We start from the raw sequence: 14,983 nt of genomic DNA on the forward strand, positions 1-14,983 counted from the left end.
TCGGGTCGAAGGCGCCTTGGCTCAGTTGCCCTGCTTCTTCAGCGCCGCGCCCAGGATGTCGCCGAGCGACGCGCCGGAGTCGGTCGAGCCGTACTGGGCGACCGCTTCCTTCTCCTCGGCGATTTCCAGCGCCTTGATCGAGACCTGCAGCTTGCGGGTCTTCTTGTCGAAGGCGATGACGCGGGCATCGACCTTCTGGCCGACGGTGAAGCGCTCGGGGCGCTGCTCGTCGCGGTCGCGCGAAAGGTCGGAGCGCTTGATGAAGGTCTCGAGGCCGCTGTCGACCAGCCGCACGTCCAGACCGCCATCCTTCACGCCGATGACCTCGCAGGTGACGACGGCGTTCTTGCGCAGCTCGCCGCTGCTGGCCGCTTCGCCGACCGTGTCACGGGCCAGCTGCTTGATGCCGAGCGAGATGCGCTCCTTCTCGATGTCGACGTCGAGCACCTGCGCCTTGACCATGTCGCCGCGATTGTACTCTTCGATGACCTGCTCGCCCGGACGGGTCCAGTCGAGGTCGGAGAGGTGCACCATGCCGTCCACGTCGCCTTCCAGGCCGATGAACAGGCCGAACTCGGTCTTGTTCTTGACCTCGCCCTCGACCTGGCTGCCGACCGGATGGTTGCGCGCGAAGGCTTCCCACGGGTTCTCCAGCGTCTGCTTGAGACCGAGCGAGATACGGCGCTTGGCCGGATCGACCTCGAGCACGACCACGTCGACTTCCTGCGTCGTCGACAGGATCTTGCCGGGGTGCACGTTCTTCTTCGTCCACGACATTTCCGAAACGTGGATGAGGCCCTCGATGCCCGGCTCCAGCTCGACGAACGCGCCGTAGTCGGTGATGTTGGTGACGGTGCCCTTGATCTTCTTGCCGATCGGGAACTTGGTGCCGATATCCGACCACGGATCCGACTCGAGCTGCTTCATGCCGAGCGAGATGCGGTGGGTTTCCTGGTTGATGCGGATGATCTGCACCTTGACCGTCTGGCCGATGTTGAGGATCTCGGTCGGATGGTTGACGCGGCGCCATGCCATGTCGGTGACATGCAGCAGGCCGTCGATGCCGCCGAGGTCGACGAACGCACCGTAGTCGGTGATGTTCTTCACCACGCCTTCGACCACCTGGCCTTCCTCGAGGTTCTGCACGATTTCCGAACGCTGTTCGGCGCGGCTCTCCTCGAGCACGGTGCGGCGCGACACCACGATGTTGCCGCGGCGGCGATCCATCTTGAGGATCTCGAAGGGCTGCGGGTTGTGCATCAGCGGGGTGACGTCGCGGATCGGGCGGATATCGACCTGGCTGCGCGGCAGGAACGCCACGGCGCCGTCGAGGTCGACGGTGAAGCCGCCCTTGACCTGGTTGAAGATGACGCCTTCGACGCGCTCGCCCCTGGTGAACTTCTCTTCGAGACGCACCCAGCTCTCCTCGCGGCGAGCCTTCTCGCGCGACAGCATGGCTTCGCCAAGCGCGTTCTCGATGCGCTCGACATAGACCTCGACGGTGTCGCCGACCTTGAGGGAGGAGTCCTTGCCCTTGGCGCCGAATTCCTTCAGCGGCACGCGGCCTTCGACCTTGAGGCCGACATCGATGATGGCCATGTCCTTTTCGATCGCGGTGATCGTGCCCCGGACAACCTGGCCCTCGCCGGAATGGCCGGCGGTGAATGATTCTTCGAGCATGCTCGCGAAATCGTCGCGAGACGGATTAGCAGCTGACATTGTTTCTCCTGGAATGCTCCGCGCGCTGGCGGAGCGGGCGCCGTGGGTTAGCGTTGCGTGAGCCTGCCGGCGTTCCGGGCTGAAGAGCCCTTGGCCGCTTTTCGAGCGGCAAGTCCGGCGCATGAAGAATGCTGGCAGGCTGGTTCGTGCCCGATATGGGGATTTTCGCCGCTCAAGGCAACCGAAAAAGCCCGATCAGGCCTTGTTTCTCTTGGCAAGGACGTCGTCAACGATCGCCATCGCCGCCAGAAACGCGGCCTCTATAGCCATTTCGCTGGTATCAAGCAAGTGCGCGTCCGCCGCCGGCTTTCAACGGCGAGTCGGCGCGGCCCATGTCACGCTCGTCGCGGCGCTCGATGTCGGCAAGGATGGTGGCGAAATCGGCGCTGCCGCCCATGCTCTCGATTTCGGCCAGCCGCCGCCTGGCGCGCACCTCGGCGCTTGCCGTGACGTAGAGCTTGATGTCGGCATCGGGGCACACCACCGTGCCGATGTCGCGGCCGTCGAGCACAGCACCCGGCGGTGCCTTGGCGAAGTCGCGCTGCTTCTCGACCAGGATGCGCCGGACACTGGGGATGACCGCCACCTTCGAGGCGGCCTCGCCGACCGCATGCGCCGACAGCACGGTGCGGTCGAGGTTCGAGAGATCGACCTGGCGCGCCGCGGTTTCGGCCGCCGAGACATTGTCGAGCGGCAGGCCGAGCTCGAGCAGCTTGTGGGCCACCGCGCGGTAGGTGAGGCCGGTGTCGAGCAGGTTCAGGCGGTAATGGTCCGAAAGCCGGCGGGCGAGTGTGCCCTTGCCGGCGCCGGCGGGACCGTCGATGGCGATCGTGAAGGTGTGGGTCATGGGCGGAGCGTCGCGGTTGGAGGGGGCGACAAATACAATAAGCGCCGCAATCCTTCGCGCCCCCGTCTGTCCTGCCGGACATCTCCCCCACAGGGGGGGAGATTGGCAGTTTTGGGGCCCCGCTCGATCCTGCGACGTTGGCGATTGGCGAAAGCCGGCGCGACAGCTGATCTCCCCCCTTGTGGGGGAGATGTCCGGCAGGACAGAGGGGGGCGCTGTCCCGCCAGCGTTTCTGTTCGGCTCCAGCCCACCGTCACTCAATCTCCGCGCCCAGCCCCTTCATCAGTCCCATGAATTCCGGAAAGCTCGTCGCGATCATATTGGCGTCGTCGATGGTCACCGGCTTTTCCGTCGCCAGTCCCATGACGAGGAAGCTCATGGCGATGCGGTGGTCGAGATGCGTCTTCACCACCGTGTCCTGGCCGTTCGGATGAGCGCCCAGACCCTTGCCGCCCGGCTTGCCTCGCACCGTAAGCGAAGCCTCGCCCTCGGTGCAGTCGACGCCGTTGAGCTTCAGCCCGTTAGCTACCGCCGACAGCCGGTCGGATTCCTTGACGCGCAATTCCTCCAGGCCCTGCATCAGCGTCTCGCCCTCGGCGAAGCTCGCCGCGACCGCCAGCACCGGATATTCGTCGATCATCGACGGCGCGCGTTCGGCCGGCACCGCCACGCCTTTCAGCTCCGAATACCGCACGCGCAGGTCCGCCACATCCTCGCCGCCGGCATTGCGCGGATTGAGGATGTCGATCTTGCCGCCCATCTCCTGCAGGGTCAGGAGCAGCCCGGTGCGGGTCGGGTTCATCAGCACGTTCTCGATGATGATGTCCGAGCCCGGCACGATCAGCGCCGCGACCAGCGGGAAGCCGGCGGAGGAGGGGTCGCCCGGCACGGCGATCGTCTGCCCGGTGAGCTTGCCCTGGCCCTCGATGAAGATGTGGCGCACGCCGCGCTCGTCGGTCTCGACCGTCAGATTGGCGCCGAAGCCTTTCAGCATCTTCTCGGTATGGTCGCGTGTCATCACCGGCTCGATCACCGTGGTGATGCCCGGCGTGTTCAAGCCGGCAAGCAGCACCGCCGACTTCACCTGGGCCGAGGCCATCGGCACGCGATAGGTGATGGGTGCTGCATGTTTCGGGCCGCGCAACGTGATCGGCATGCGGTCGCCGGGCGCTGCCTTCAGCACCTGCACGCCTATCTGGCGCAGCGGGTCGAGCACGCGGCCCATCGGCCGGCCGGAGAGCGAGGCGTCGCCGATGAAGGTGGTCTCCATGTCATAGGTGCCGACAAGGCCCATGGTGAGGCGCGAGCCGGTGCCGGCATTGCCGAAATCGAGCGGGCCTTCCGGTTGCAGCAATGCGCCGTTGCCGGTGCCGCGGATCACCCATTCGGCGCCCTTCTTTTCGATATGCGCGCCCATCGCCTTCATGGCCGCGCCCGTGCGCATCACGTCCTCGCCCTCGAGCAGGCCGGTGATGCGGGTCTCGCCGGAGGCAAGGCCGCCGAACATGAAGGAGCGGTGCGAGATCGACTTGTCGCCCGGCACGCGGGCTGTGCCGGCAAGGGCAGGGGATTTGCGGGCCGTGGCTGGTTTAGCGGCGGCGGAATGAGACATTTTGTCGTCCAAATGAAATGCCGGCTGACCGGCCCGGTTCGTCATGATGCGGCGGTCTCGTATCACGGCGCGCGGCAATGGTCATCCCCTTGGCGCAAGCCTTTGAAAAGCGGGTTTTGAGGTCATGTCTTTTGGCTTTGACAGCGCGGAAAACTGCGGTTAAGGGGACCATTCTTTTTTTGACGAGGCCTGACGTGGCAAAAGCTGAACTTGGCACCAAGCGTATCGACCCCGAAACGGGGCGGAAATTCTACGATCTGAACAAGGACCCGATCGTCTCGCCCTATACCGGCAAGAGCTATCCGCGTTCCTATTTCGAGGAAGGCAAGATTTCCGCCCTCGAGGAGGATGAGGATGTCGCCGACAAGGAAATCGACGCCGAGGAGGAAGAGGGCGCTGAACTCGTTTCGTTGGAAGATGCCGACGAGGAGACCAAGGGCGGCGGCGACGATCTTCCCGATCTCGGCGACGACGAGGACGTGGATCTCGGCGACGATGACGACGACACCTTCCTTGCCGACGAAGAGGAAGAGGACGACGACGTCTCCGATATGATCGGTGTCGGCGACGACGAGGACGAGGTCTGATTCTGATTGTTTGCCGGCCATTTTCGCCTGTGACGAAAAAGCGGTCTTTCAAGGCTTGATCTTGACCGAAGGCGGCGCTAGAAGCCGCCAGCACTAAACGACGGCGCGGTCCCAACCGCGCCGGATCTCTTCGCCGGAAACGGCGCCGGCTGACTGCCGGGAGTGGGGCCATAGCTCAGTTGGGAGAGCGCTTGAATGGCATTCAAGAGGTCGTCGGTTCGATTCCGATTGGCTCCACCAAACAGTCCTTCCTGATCGAAGTTTTTTAGATGGCCGACGTCGTCACCGCTTGGCTGCGGCGCCCGAGCCCCGCATGACGGGCCTGGACGCGAAGGCACCTGGTGACCGGCATGGAGCCTGAGGGAATCCGGTCAAACGGTCCGCTCCTCGTCCTGCAACTACGCCTAACCGCGCTCGGCGCGGGTTCTCGCTGCCTTGCGCGCTGCCGCCGATCGTCCGGCGGCGCCTTTGGTCTGCGCCGCTTTCCTGGCCGCCGCCGACCGCTCCGCGGCCGTGCGGCCGGACGCGGCACTCTTGGCCTGCCGTGACAGGGCCTCGCGGGAGGCGGTGCTTCTCGGCTCGCCCTCGAGCACCTTCGACACTGCCTTCGAGACTTTCGGCTGGCGCTTCGGCTTCCGTTCGCCCTGGCCCGCCTCGTAAGCGTATTTGGCGCTCTTGCGCGTGGTCTCCTTCACGTCGCCTTTCTTGGGGGGCGGCAGGTCGACGCCCGCGCGACGCGCCTCCGAAAGGCCGATGGCGATCGCCTGCTTGGTGGAGCGGGCGCCATGTTTGCCGCGGCGCACTTTGTCGATTTCCGCATGAACGAATTCACCGGCCTGCGTGCTTGCCGACTTGCCTTCGCGCTTGTCCTTGCGCGCCTTTTCGATGGTTTTCTTGTCCGGCATTGTTTTTCTCCTTATCGAACGGGCATAAATGAACGCCGAGAGTCCGCTTCAGTCCCGCCCGGCGGCGATGTCATAGACGGCCCAATGGCGAAACATGCCGCGCGTCGCGTCGGGATCCTCGACGACGAGCAGGAAGCTTCTGGTGCCAGCCGGCGCGTTCTTCCACCGCAGGGGCGGAGACAAGTTGCCTCCGTTGCGGACAGGGGCTCGGGAATGGTCTGCCCGTTTTGCGTGAAAGCCATGGCTGGAACTCCGTGCTCTTATCGCGTTCTTCCCGAAGGAAATTCACGGACGATCTTTGCTCGGATCGGTGGAGCGCACTCGGATCAGTGGAGCGCAATCGCTGCTGGTTTTCTTGGCAACGCGAGGCATCGGCGGGAGTTCCAGTACCATGCCTCGCGATGGAGCCCCGAGGGATGCTCGCAAGTGGAGCCGTCGTCCCTGGAAAACTGCCCGGACGGAGTGACGCCGGTCGCATCCGGCGAAAGATACCGGCAGGTCGGCATGAGAGCGTCGACGCACAGCCGGTGGTCTCGAAGATTTCGCCGGTCGCATTTTCGGTATACTGAATCGAGAAGATGCCGGGACAACAGGAACAACATCATGCGCGTTCTGGTCCGGATTGCGGTGATTGTCGCGATATTGTTGGCGTTGCTTTATCTGGGATTGTGGTATTCGACCGGCGAACAGGGCTTTTTGCTGATCCCCGGCGGCACGCCGGGCTAGTGGACGCAGTGTCCGTCTAGGAAGAAGCGAATTGCGCTGACTGGACGTCACCGGGAGGTGGCGCATGCGATGCTGGACGCGCCCGAGGAAATCCCTATGCCGGCGGCGGCAACTAGGCTAAGGGCTTTCTGTCAGAGGGATGCTCATGAGAATTCCGGTTTTGGGTGGGAAACTGTCGCAGGGACGGGTTCGATCCGGACTGCTTGCCCGACCAGACAGTCTCTTGCCGATGTTTTGCATTGCGGTCGCGCTTGCCGCTTGCCAATCGACTCCGGACACACAGCCTGCCGCTAACTCGCAACCTGTTGCCGATCCGCAACCCGCTCCGGTCGCTGCTCCCGCTCCGGCCTCGCCGAATTCGGCTGTGCTGGATCAGACGGTCGCGGTCGTCCCGCCCGGCAAGGGCGTTCCGGCGAGATACGCCGCATTCTCCGGCATATGGGCGGGGCAGCTCAACGGCATGTATGGCGGCAAGCTCGCGGTCCTGACCGTGTCTTCGGGCGGGCAGGTGACGGTCAGCTACGCATGGGGCGACCTGGCCGACAACAAGCCAGGTGTCGCGGACGGCTCCGGCAGGATCGTCGGCAACACTTTGAAGCTCGGGCGCCTGCCGAACGGCGCGGACATCACCGCCACGATGCCCTCGCCGGGAACGCTCAACGTCACCTACGCGCTTGCCGGCCAGACCTATACCGGCTCGTTCGCCCGGGTCAGCCAGTAAGCAACGCCAGCCGCTAAGATCCAAGCGGGTCGCGCGTGATCCGCACGCACATCGGCGTCCCGATGTCGATGGCATGGCCGGTATCGGTCAGCCGACCGCTTGCCTCATCGCGGGCGAAGATCGAGATGCGGTCAGCGTTCTGGTTTGCCGAAAACAGATGCCTGCCCGATGGCGTCAGCGCGAGGTTGCGCGGCGTCGCGCCGCCGCAAGGCGTGAAGTCGACCGGATCGAGCTTTCCCGACTGCTGATCGACAGCAAAAATGGGGACGCTGTCATGGCCTCTGTTGGAGCCGTAGACGAAGCGTCCGTCGGGCGAGATCTGGATGTCGGCGCAGTGATTGTGCGCGCGAGCCTCTCCGGGCACCGCTGGCTTGGTGTCGATGAGTTCAAGCCTGCCTGAAGACGGCTCAAGCGCCAGCGACACCACCGTCGAGTCCAGCTCGTTCATGACGAAGACGAAGCGGCCGTTCGGATGCAGCGCGACGTGACGCGGCCCGGCGCCGGGCGCGAGCGCCGACGAAGCGAGCTTCACCAGCGTGCCGTCCGGCTCGATGCGGTAGGAGACCAATTGATCGATGCCGAGGTCGGCGACGATGGCGACCCCGCCCTGGACGGTCTCGGTGACGCTGTGCGCATGCGACCGCTCCTGCCGTTCGGCGTTAGGGCCTGTGCCGGAATGGGCGACGCTCGCCAGCGGCGCCGTCAGGCCGCCATCGGCCGCAAAGCCGAACACGGCGACCGCCTTGTCGGGCCCGCCGCTGCCCATGCCGTAGTTCGCGACCAGAAGCTTGCCGCCGTCGCGGGTGATCGTGTTGTGCGCGGTGATGCTGCCGAGCGAGGGCTGCTTGTTGATATAGGCGAGCGAATTGGTGGCGCGCTCGAAGCGATAGGCCGTGACCGTTCCCTCGCGCCAGGCGAAGACTTCCGAATTGGCATAGATGCGCGTCCCGTCCGGCGTCACCGACAGGAAAGTCGGATTGTCGACTTCGTTGGTCTCGGCAAGCTTCTGCACCGCAAGCGTCGCCTCGTCGAAGGCATAGACGCCGAGGCCGACGCCGCGCGCGCCCTGGAAATAGGGCGCCTCGCGGTTGAGGCTGCCGACAAAGACAAGACAGGCGCTTTGCATCGATCTCCCTCCCATCGCCGGGGCTCTCCCGCCTATGCGGCTTTCCAAAAATTTCGCCGATCATCGCTTGCAAGGCAATCCCATATGTGAAAATATTATTCACAAAAGAAAATTGACGGGAGGAAAGCGATTATGCGTCTCGCCATCCGGCATCGCACCCCGAACCGCTTTGCAGGCCGCGCCGGAAGCTTCCGGAGAGGATCATGAGCGCATTCTCGCCGACCGTCGGTGTTGCCTCCACACGCCCGTCCGACATGCCTGAGGCGCATGCCGACATTCCTGTCTGGAATTCGGAAAACTGGTTCTACGAGGACTGGCAGGTCGGCCACAAAATCCGCTCTCTGCGCCGCACCATCTCCGAAGGTGAAAGCCATATGTTCAATGCGCTGGTGCTGGACATCCATCCTTACGTGCAGGACCAGATGTTCGCCGAAAAGGAAGGCATTTTCGGCCGGCGGTTGGTGGCCGGCGCCTTCGTGTTTTCGGCCGGGCTCGGCCTGGTCGCCACCAATTGCCTGAACGCCTTTTCCTATGGCTACGACAAGCTGCGCTTCATTAAGCCGGTCTTCATCGGCGACACCATCTATTCAGTCCGCACCAACCTCCACAAAAAGCCGCGCTACCAGGACATGGGCCTGATCCGCGCCAGCTATGAAGTCTTCAAAGGTGAAGGAGAACTGGTGCTCTACTGCGAGCACCTGCAGACGGTGAAATACAAGAACCCGGCCGATTTCGCCGGCAAGACAGAGAAGTGAATCGTGGCTGCTGAAAACGATCTGCCGCTGACCGGCCTCGTCGTCATCGACATGAGCCAGTTCCTGTCGGGACCCTACTGCTCGCTGCGTCTGCTCGACCTCGGCGCGCGCGTCATCAAGATCGAGCGGCCCGACGGCGGCGACCTGTCGCGCCGGCTCTATCTCAGCGACACCGAGATCGGCGGCGACTCCACCATTTTCCACGCCATCAACCGCGGCAAGGAGAGCCTCGCCGTCGACCTCAAGAACGAGGCCGACCTCGCCATGCTGCGCGGGCTGATCGCCAAGGCCGACGTGCTCATCCAGAACTTCAGGCCGGGCGTCATCGAGCGGCTCGGCCTCGACTATGAGCATGTCAGCACGATCAACCCCCGCCTGGTCTATGCGTCGATCAGCGGCTATGGCGAGGACGGTCCCTGGGTGAAGCGTCCGGGGCAGGACCTGCTCGCCCAGGCTCGTTCCGGCGTCATGTGGTTGAACGGCGACGAGGAGCAGGGGCCGGTGCCATTCGGGCTGGCGGTCGCCGACATGCTGGCGGGCGCCGCCTGCGCGCAAGGCATCCTCGCCAAGCTGGTGCGGCGCGGCATCACGGGCGAGGGCGGCCACGTCGAAACCAGCCTGCTCGAGGCGTTGGTCGATTTCCAGTTCGAGGTGCTGACCACGCATCTCAATGACGGTCGCCGCCTGCCGAAGCGCTCGTCCTTCCGCAGCGCGCATGCCTATCTCTCGGCGCCTTACGGCGTCTATCCGGCGAAGGACGGCTATCTGGCGATCGCCATGACGCCGATCCCGAACATTGCCGATTTGCTCGAATTGCCTGAGCTCGACCCGTTCCGCGACAAGCCGGCGACCTGGTTCACCGCCCGCGACGAGATCAAGGCGATCATCGCCAGGCGCATCGCGGAAAAGACGATCGACGAGTGGCTGGCCATCCTCGAGCCCGCCGACGTCTGGTGCGCCAAGGTGCTGAACTGGCCGGAGCTGATGGAGAGCGACGGCTTCAAGACGCTCGACATGCTGCAGACCGTGACGCGTGAGGACAATGTCTCGATCCTCACCACGCGTTCGCCGCTGCGCGTCGATGGCGCGCGCGCCAAGGTGGATCGCGCCGCCCCGCGCATCGGCGAGCACAGCGAAAAGATTCGCGCGGAGTTCGGCCTGTGAGCGGTGTTTCCTTGAAAGGCATGACCTGGAGCCATCCACGCGGCTACGACCCGATGGTGGCGTGCTCGGCGATTTGGAAGGAAAGGACCGGCGTTTCGATCGAATGGGAAAAGCGCTCGCTGCAGGACTTCGAGTCCTTCCCGGTGGAAGAGCTTGCCCGCGCCTATGATTTGATCGTCATCGACCACCCGCATGTCGGCCAGATCACCGCCGAGAGATGCCTGGCGCCGCTCGATGTGCCGGGACGCGAGGCGGAACGAGAGGCGCTGGCCAAGGGAAGCGTCGGCAAATCCTATCCGAGCTACACATGGCAGGGCCGGCAATGGGGTTTCCCGATCGACGCCGCGACCCAGGTGCAGGCTTGGCGGCCGGATCTGATCGAAGCTGCGCCGGCGATCTGGACCGAAGTGCTGGCGCTTGCCGAGCAGGGCCGCGTGCTCCTGCCGCTCCGGCCGCCGCATTCGCTGATGTGCTTCTACACTTTGGCTGCCGATCTCGGCCGGCCATGCGTCGTCGACGGTTCGGCCGACCTTGTCGATGGCGAGACCGGCGAAACCGCCTTCGAGATGCTGCGCGAGATCGCGGCACTTGTCGATCCGGCATGCCTGACGATGGATCCGATCGCCGTCTTCGAGAAGATGGCCGAGCCCGGCTCGCGCATCGCCTGCGCGCCGCTGATCTATGGCTATGTTCCCTATGCGGTGTCGGGCTTCCGGCCGCACCGCCTTGCTTTTGCCGACATGCCGGTCGCCGGCGGCAATGGCCCGGTCGGCTCGGCTCTTGGCGGAACCGGCATTGCCGTTTCGGCCTTTTCCGCTGCGCGCGAGGCGGCGATCGACTTCGCCTACTGGATCGCCAGCGGCGACGTGCAGCGCGGCCTTTACGCCGCTGCCGGTGGCCAGCCCGGCCATGCCGCGGCCTGGGAGGATGATGCCGTCAACGCCGCGACCGGCGACTTCTATCGCGCCACGCGGGCAACGCTGGAAGGCGCCTGGGTTCGCCCGCGCCATGACGGCTACATGGCGTTCCAGCAGCAGGCCTCCGACCGCATCAATGAGGGCCTCGCCGGCAGGCAGGACGCCCGCCGCGTCGTCGCCGACATCAATCGCCTGTTCCGGGAGAGTTTCGCGTCGGCCACCGCCGGCTAGTTCCATTGCACCAAGGGAGGAAAAAATGACCAGCTTGATACGCGGCCTGCTCGCCGCAACCGCCATAGCCTCGATGCCCGTCGCCGCTCATGCCGCCGATGTGAAGTCGGTGATTGACGGCCTGCCCGCCGATCTCAAGGCGCAATATGACGGCGCGCCGCAGAAGGTGCTGCCCTCGGCCTGGGACAATTTCACGCCGCCGCCCAAGCCATGGAAGTGGTGCCACTCGGAGAGCTACCAGGGCAATCCGTGGCGCGTGTCGGTCACCAAGGAGCTGAAGCGGCTGGTCGACGGCCTCATCGCCGACGGCACGGTGTCGAGCTTCGAAGTGTCGGATTCGAACAACGACCCGAGCCAGCAGATCAATCAGATCCGCGCCTTCATCGCCAAGAAGTGCTCGATCATCACCTCGATCCCGGGATCGGCGACGGCGCTTGACGACGCCGTGGATGCCGCTGCCAAGGCGGGCATTCCCTTCGTCACCGCGGCCGGCTCCGTCACCAGCCCCAACGCCATCAATGTCGATTCCAACTATGCCCGCTGGGGCTATGACATGATGACGGCGATCGGCAAGGCCAACACCGACGCCAGCGTGCTGGTGGTCGAAGGCATCGCCGGACATCCGATCGTGGTCCAGGAGAAGCAGGGCGCCGACAAGGCGCTGGCCGAGAACAAGGGCCTCAAGGTCGCGCGCACCGTCAACGGCAACTGGACGGCCAACGTCACCAAGACGGTCGTGCTGCAGGCGATCGCCACCAATCCGGCGCCGATCGACGCGGTGTGGACGACCGGCAGCGAAAGCCGCGTCGTCGCCGAGGCCTTCGCCGAAGCCGGCCGCCCGGCGCCGCTGATCACCGGCTCGATCACCGGCGATGCGCTCGGCTACTGGAAAGCCAATCCCGACAAATACCGTTTCGAGGGCCACGCCGTGCTGCCTGGCTGGACGGCGCAGACGCTGTTTCGCGTCGGCGAGCGCATGCTCGACGGCCAGAAGCCGAAGCTCAACACGCTGCTGATCCCGATCCCGCCGGTGCATGCCGCGGAGCTCGACAAGTGGTACAAGGACTGCATGACGCCGGACGCCGTTTCGGTCTTCCCGGTGCCGCCGACCGACCCGATGCCCGAGGACGTGCTCGACGCCTATTTCACCAATCCCGCGCCGACCAAGGGCTGGGATTATTCAAAGGTGCCGGACGCCTGCGCCAAGTGATGTTTTGCGATGCCGGTTCTCAGTGAAGAGCCGGCTTCTCCGTTCCGGGAAGAAAAATGCTCGAAGTCCAAGGCGTTTCCAAACGCTACGGCGAAACCGTCGCGCTGGCCGAGGCGTCGATCGCCTTCCGTGTCGGCACGATCCATACGATCCTGGGCGAGAACGGCTCAGGCAAGAGCACGCTGGTGAAGCTGTTGTCCGGCATCGTCCAGCCGGATGGCGGCGCGATCCTGCTCGACGGCAAGGCGTTTTCCGGCACGCAGCCCGCCGCCTTCCAGGCTGCCGGCTTCGCCACCGTTTTCCAGGAGGTGCTGGTCGCGCCCGACCGTTCGGTGACCGACAACATCCTGCTTGGCCTCGACGGCCTGTGGCGACGAGGCGTGCCGCGCGGCGAGCGCCGCGCCCGGGCGCAGGCCGCGCTCGGCCGCTTCGCGGTGACGCCGATCGATCTTGACCGGCCATGCGGCGAGCTGCCGCTTGCCGCGCGCCAGCTGGTTGTGCTCGCCCGCGCCGTCATCCGCAACCCGCGTGTCCTGATCCTCGACGAGGTGACGGCCGCGCTCGACTTCGCCGACCGCGAGTCGGTCTTCGCGCTGATGCGCGCCATGGCCGGCGCCGGCACGCTGATCCTGTTCATCACGCACCGCATGGACGAGGTGATGGCATTGTCCGACCGCATATCCATCCTGCGTGGCGGCCGCGTGGTGAAGACCGAGGAGCGCGGCGCCTCGACCCCGGCCGAGCTTCTGGCGGCGATGGCGCCGCAAACCGCCGCGGAGCTGGCGCATGGCTGAGGCAAATTCTCTTCGGGTCCGTGAGCTTGTCATCGCGCCCGGCGTCGATCCGATCAGCCAGACCATCGCGCCAGGCGAGATCGTCGGTCTTGCCGGCCTCGACGGCCACGGCCAGGAACGCTTCCTACGCGCGCTGGCCGGGATCGAGCGGCCCGTAGCGGGCGAGATCGCCGTCGACGGCAAGGCAGGATCGATCACCAGCTTCCGCAAGGCCGTCGCGGCCGGCATCGCCTATCTGCCGCGCGATCGCCGTTCGACCGGCATTTTCCCAACCCAGTCGGTGCTCGATAATTTCGCTATTTCTACGGTGTCGAATGACCGCCGCTTCGGCCTTCTCTCCTTCGTGGCACGGCGCCGGCGCTATGAGGCTTACAGGCAAAGGCTCAGCATCGTTGCACCCAGGCCCGATGCAGCCATTACAACGCTGTCCGGTGGCAACCAGCAGAAAGTGCTGCTCGCACGGGCCCTCGCGCTGGAGCCGAACTTCCTCCTGCTCAACGATCCGACGCGCGGAGTCGACGTGGCGACCCGGCACGTGCTCTACGACGTGTTCCGCGGTCTTGCCGCCGAGGGCATGGCGCTGGTGATCCTGTCCAGCGAGATCGAGGAGATATTGCTTCTCTGCCACCGTGTGCTGGTGTTCCGCGAGCAGCGCGTGTCGGCCGAGTTCTCGGGTCGGGAAATGACCACCGATGCGGTGATCGCCGCCATGTTCGGGCGCGCCGCATGAGCCCGGCCCTTCGCAAACTCCGTGGCGCCGGCTTTGCCGTGGTGATGCTCGCCGTCCTGCTCGTGCTAAACGTCGCGCTCAATCCGGCGCGCTTTCAGCCGTCGTCCTGGGGCACGCTGCTGGGGCTGGCCGCCCCCCTGATCGGCGCAGCCGTCGCTTCGGCGCCGGTCATCCTGGCGGGTCGCGGCGGCATCGATATCTCCGTCGGTCCGCTGATGGGCTTCGTCAACGCCCTAGTCATCCAGGTGCTGTTCCTCAATCTCGGCGTCTCGTCACCGCTGGTCATCGTTCCGGCCGCGCTGCTGGTCGGGGCGGGGGTCGGCGCCGCGAACGGCGTTCTCGCCACGATCGTCCGCATCCAGCCGATCGTTGCGACGCTCGGCACCTATCTGATCCTAACCGGCGTCACCCTCACCATCCTGCCGGCCCCGATCGGTCCGGCGCCGGACTGGCTAAAGGTGATGGCGGGGCCGTTCTCGATCGTGCCGCTGGCGCTGATCGGCCTTTGCTGGCTGCTCGTTCGCCGAACGCCCTATCACGACCTGCTGATGGCTGTCGGCAGCGACGACCGCGCCGCCTACACGGCCGGCGTGCCGGTGACCAAGGTGCGGCTCGTCGCCTATATCCTGACCGGGATCTTCGCCGCCGCCGCGGGGCTGATGCTCACCTCGCTGATCGGCTCGGCAGACCCCAATATCGGCCCGACTTACACGCTGATTGCGATTGCCGCCGTGGCGCTTGGCGGCGTCAGCCTCGCCGGCGGGCGCGGCGGGCTCGGCGGCGCCGCGATCGGTGCCGTCGATATCTTCCTGCTGCAGAGCCTGCTCACCACCTTCAACGTCTCGACCTATGTGCTGCAGATCGCTTATGGCCTGATCCTGGTCGTCGCCGTGGTGCTGACGGCGGTGCAGGAACGGCTGTCGAGGCGGAAAGGCTGAC

Annotated in this window: 15 protein-coding genes, 1 tRNA gene and 1 pseudogene; 11 read left to right on the forward strand and 6 right to left on the reverse strand. The window is 65.2% G+C overall.

The window, feature by feature from the left end; all coding sequences use genetic code 11:
- Positions 1 to 21: 21 nt before the first annotated feature.
- From rpsA to aroA, 3 genes and pseudogenes are all read right to left on the reverse strand, one after another.
- Positions 22 to 1,719, reverse strand: a complete 1,698-nt coding sequence (gene rpsA / locus ACVMIM_RS06190; RefSeq protein ID WP_476111158.1) for a 30S ribosomal protein S1 — start codon at positions 1,717 to 1,719, stop codon at positions 22 to 24.
- Positions 1,720 to 1,914: 195 nt separating this feature from the next.
- Positions 1,915 to 2,566 (reverse strand): annotated as a pseudogene (gene cmk, locus ACVMIM_RS06195) ((d)CMP kinase).
- Between the two features lie 253 nt (positions 2,567 to 2,819).
- Positions 2,820 to 4,178, reverse strand: coding sequence for a 3-phosphoshikimate 1-carboxyvinyltransferase (gene aroA, locus ACVMIM_RS06200; protein ID WP_476111160.1), 1,359 nt, complete (start codon positions 4,176 to 4,178; stop codon positions 2,820 to 2,822).
- Positions 4,179 to 4,372: 194 nt separating this feature from the next.
- Here aroA and ACVMIM_RS06205 point away from each other — a divergent pair, with 194 nt between their 5' ends.
- Positions 4,373 to 4,765: a TIGR02300 family protein gene (locus ACVMIM_RS06205; protein ID WP_040993567.1), complete on the forward strand. Its 393-nt coding sequence runs from the start codon at positions 4,373 to 4,375 to the stop codon at positions 4,763 to 4,765.
- A 164-nt stretch (positions 4,766 to 4,929) separates the two neighbouring features.
- Positions 4,930 to 5,005: transfer RNA gene (locus tag ACVMIM_RS06210), tRNA-Ala, on the forward strand.
- A gap of 164 nt (positions 5,006 to 5,169) precedes the next feature.
- Here ACVMIM_RS06210 and ACVMIM_RS06215 read toward each other — a convergent pair.
- Together ACVMIM_RS06215 and ACVMIM_RS06220 are read right to left on the reverse strand one after the other, a co-directional pair.
- The gene (locus ACVMIM_RS06215) at positions 5,170 to 5,670 is read right to left on the reverse strand and encodes a DUF6496 domain-containing protein (RefSeq protein WP_476111162.1); all 501 of its coding nucleotides are present in this window, start codon (positions 5,668 to 5,670) and stop codon (positions 5,170 to 5,172) included.
- Between the two features lie 48 nt (positions 5,671 to 5,718).
- Positions 5,719 to 5,955 (reverse strand): YbhB/YbcL family Raf kinase inhibitor-like protein, encoded by a 237-nt coding sequence (locus ACVMIM_RS06220; RefSeq protein WP_476117116.1) that lies wholly within the window; start codon positions 5,953 to 5,955, stop codon positions 5,719 to 5,721.
- Between the two features lie 318 nt (positions 5,956 to 6,273).
- Here ACVMIM_RS06220 and ACVMIM_RS06225 point away from each other — a divergent pair, with 318 nt between their 5' ends.
- Both ACVMIM_RS06225 and ACVMIM_RS06230 read left to right on the forward strand, forming a co-directional pair.
- A complete protein-coding gene (locus ACVMIM_RS06225) occupies positions 6,274 to 6,396 on the forward strand; it encodes a hypothetical protein (protein ID WP_476111164.1) in 123 nt (40 codons plus the stop codon).
- Positions 6,397 to 6,760: 364 nt separating this feature from the next.
- The gene (locus tag ACVMIM_RS06230) at positions 6,761 to 7,117 is read left to right on the forward strand and encodes a hypothetical protein (RefSeq protein WP_476111166.1); all 357 of its coding nucleotides are present in this window, start codon (positions 6,761 to 6,763) and stop codon (positions 7,115 to 7,117) included.
- Between the two features lie 13 nt (positions 7,118 to 7,130).
- Here ACVMIM_RS06230 and ACVMIM_RS06235 read toward each other — a convergent pair whose 3' ends face one another.
- Entirely contained in the window at positions 7,131 to 8,243 is a 1,113-nt protein-coding gene (locus tag ACVMIM_RS06235; protein WP_476111168.1) for a lactonase family protein, read from the reverse strand.
- Between the two features lie 203 nt (positions 8,244 to 8,446).
- Between ACVMIM_RS06235 and ACVMIM_RS06240 the strand changes: the two genes are divergently transcribed.
- The 7 genes from ACVMIM_RS06240 to ACVMIM_RS06270 are packed head-to-tail and all read left to right on the forward strand — an operon-like array spanning position 8,447 to position 14,982.
- A complete protein-coding gene (locus ACVMIM_RS06240; RefSeq protein WP_476111170.1) occupies positions 8,447 to 8,998 on the forward strand; it encodes a MaoC family dehydratase in 552 nt (183 codons plus the stop codon).
- Between the two features lie 3 nt (positions 8,999 to 9,001).
- Positions 9,002 to 10,162, forward strand: coding sequence for a CaiB/BaiF CoA transferase family protein (locus ACVMIM_RS06245; RefSeq protein ID WP_476111172.1), 1,161 nt, complete (start codon positions 9,002 to 9,004; stop codon positions 10,160 to 10,162).
- A gap of 20 nt (positions 10,163 to 10,182) precedes the next feature.
- Positions 10,183 to 11,310 (forward strand): extracellular solute-binding protein, encoded by a 1,128-nt coding sequence (locus ACVMIM_RS06250; protein WP_476117118.1) that lies wholly within the window; start codon positions 10,183 to 10,185, stop codon positions 11,308 to 11,310.
- A 25-nt stretch (positions 11,311 to 11,335) separates the two neighbouring features.
- The gene (locus tag ACVMIM_RS06255) at positions 11,336 to 12,520 is read left to right on the forward strand and encodes a substrate-binding domain-containing protein (RefSeq protein WP_476111174.1); all 1,185 of its coding nucleotides are present in this window, start codon (positions 11,336 to 11,338) and stop codon (positions 12,518 to 12,520) included.
- A 56-nt stretch (positions 12,521 to 12,576) separates the two neighbouring features.
- Complete coding sequence (locus tag ACVMIM_RS06260; RefSeq protein WP_476111176.1) at positions 12,577 to 13,314, forward strand: ATP-binding cassette domain-containing protein; 738 nt, start codon at positions 12,577 to 12,579, stop codon at positions 13,312 to 13,314.
- Positions 13,307 to 14,044, forward strand: coding sequence for an ATP-binding cassette domain-containing protein (locus tag ACVMIM_RS06265; protein ID WP_476111178.1), 738 nt, complete (start codon positions 13,307 to 13,309; stop codon positions 14,042 to 14,044). Before ACVMIM_RS06260 ends, ACVMIM_RS06265 begins: the two co-directional genes overlap by 8 nt.
- Complete coding sequence (locus ACVMIM_RS06270; protein ID WP_476111180.1) at positions 14,041 to 14,982, forward strand: ABC transporter permease; 942 nt, start codon at positions 14,041 to 14,043, stop codon at positions 14,980 to 14,982. The genes ACVMIM_RS06265 and ACVMIM_RS06270 overlap by 4 nt, the downstream gene beginning before the upstream one ends.
- Position 14,983: the final 1 nt, after the last annotated feature.

Source organism: Mesorhizobium sp. USDA 4413 (assembly GCF_056280365.1).

What these genes read in the sequence shown, in the direction of transcription:
- ACVMIM_RS06240 (WP_476111170.1), top strand. Translation starts at nt 8,447, where the DNA reads ATGAGCGCATTCTCGCCGACCGTCGGTGTTGCCTCCACACGCCCGTCC.
- ACVMIM_RS06250 (WP_476117118.1), top strand. Translation starts at nt 10,183, where the DNA reads ATGACCTGGAGCCATCCACGCGGCTACGACCCGATGGTGGCGTGCTCG.
- ACVMIM_RS06255 (WP_476111174.1), top strand. Translation starts at nt 11,336, where the DNA reads ATGACCAGCTTGATACGCGGCCTGCTCGCCGCAACCGCCATAGCCTCG.
- ACVMIM_RS06215 (WP_476111162.1), bottom strand. Translation starts at nt 5,670, where the DNA reads ATGCCGGACAAGAAAACCATCGAAAAGGCGCGCAAGGACAAGCGCGAA.
- rpsA (WP_476111158.1), bottom strand. Translation starts at nt 1,719, where the DNA reads ATGTCAGCTGCTAATCCGTCTCGCGACGATTTCGCGAGCATGCTCGAA.
- ACVMIM_RS06235 (WP_476111168.1), bottom strand. Translation starts at nt 8,243, where the DNA reads ATGCAAAGCGCCTGTCTTGTCTTTGTCGGCAGCCTCAACCGCGAGGCG.
- ACVMIM_RS06265 (WP_476111178.1), top strand. Translation starts at nt 13,307, where the DNA reads ATGGCTGAGGCAAATTCTCTTCGGGTCCGTGAGCTTGTCATCGCGCCC.
- aroA (WP_476111160.1), bottom strand. Translation starts at nt 4,178, where the DNA reads ATGTCTCATTCCGCCGCCGCTAAACCAGCCACGGCCCGCAAATCCCCT.
- ACVMIM_RS06225 (WP_476111164.1), top strand. Translation starts at nt 6,274, where the DNA reads ATGCGCGTTCTGGTCCGGATTGCGGTGATTGTCGCGATATTGTTGGCG.
- ACVMIM_RS06270 (WP_476111180.1), top strand. Translation starts at nt 14,041, where the DNA reads ATGAGCCCGGCCCTTCGCAAACTCCGTGGCGCCGGCTTTGCCGTGGTG.
- ACVMIM_RS06260 (WP_476111176.1), top strand. Translation starts at nt 12,577, where the DNA reads ATGCTCGAAGTCCAAGGCGTTTCCAAACGCTACGGCGAAACCGTCGCG.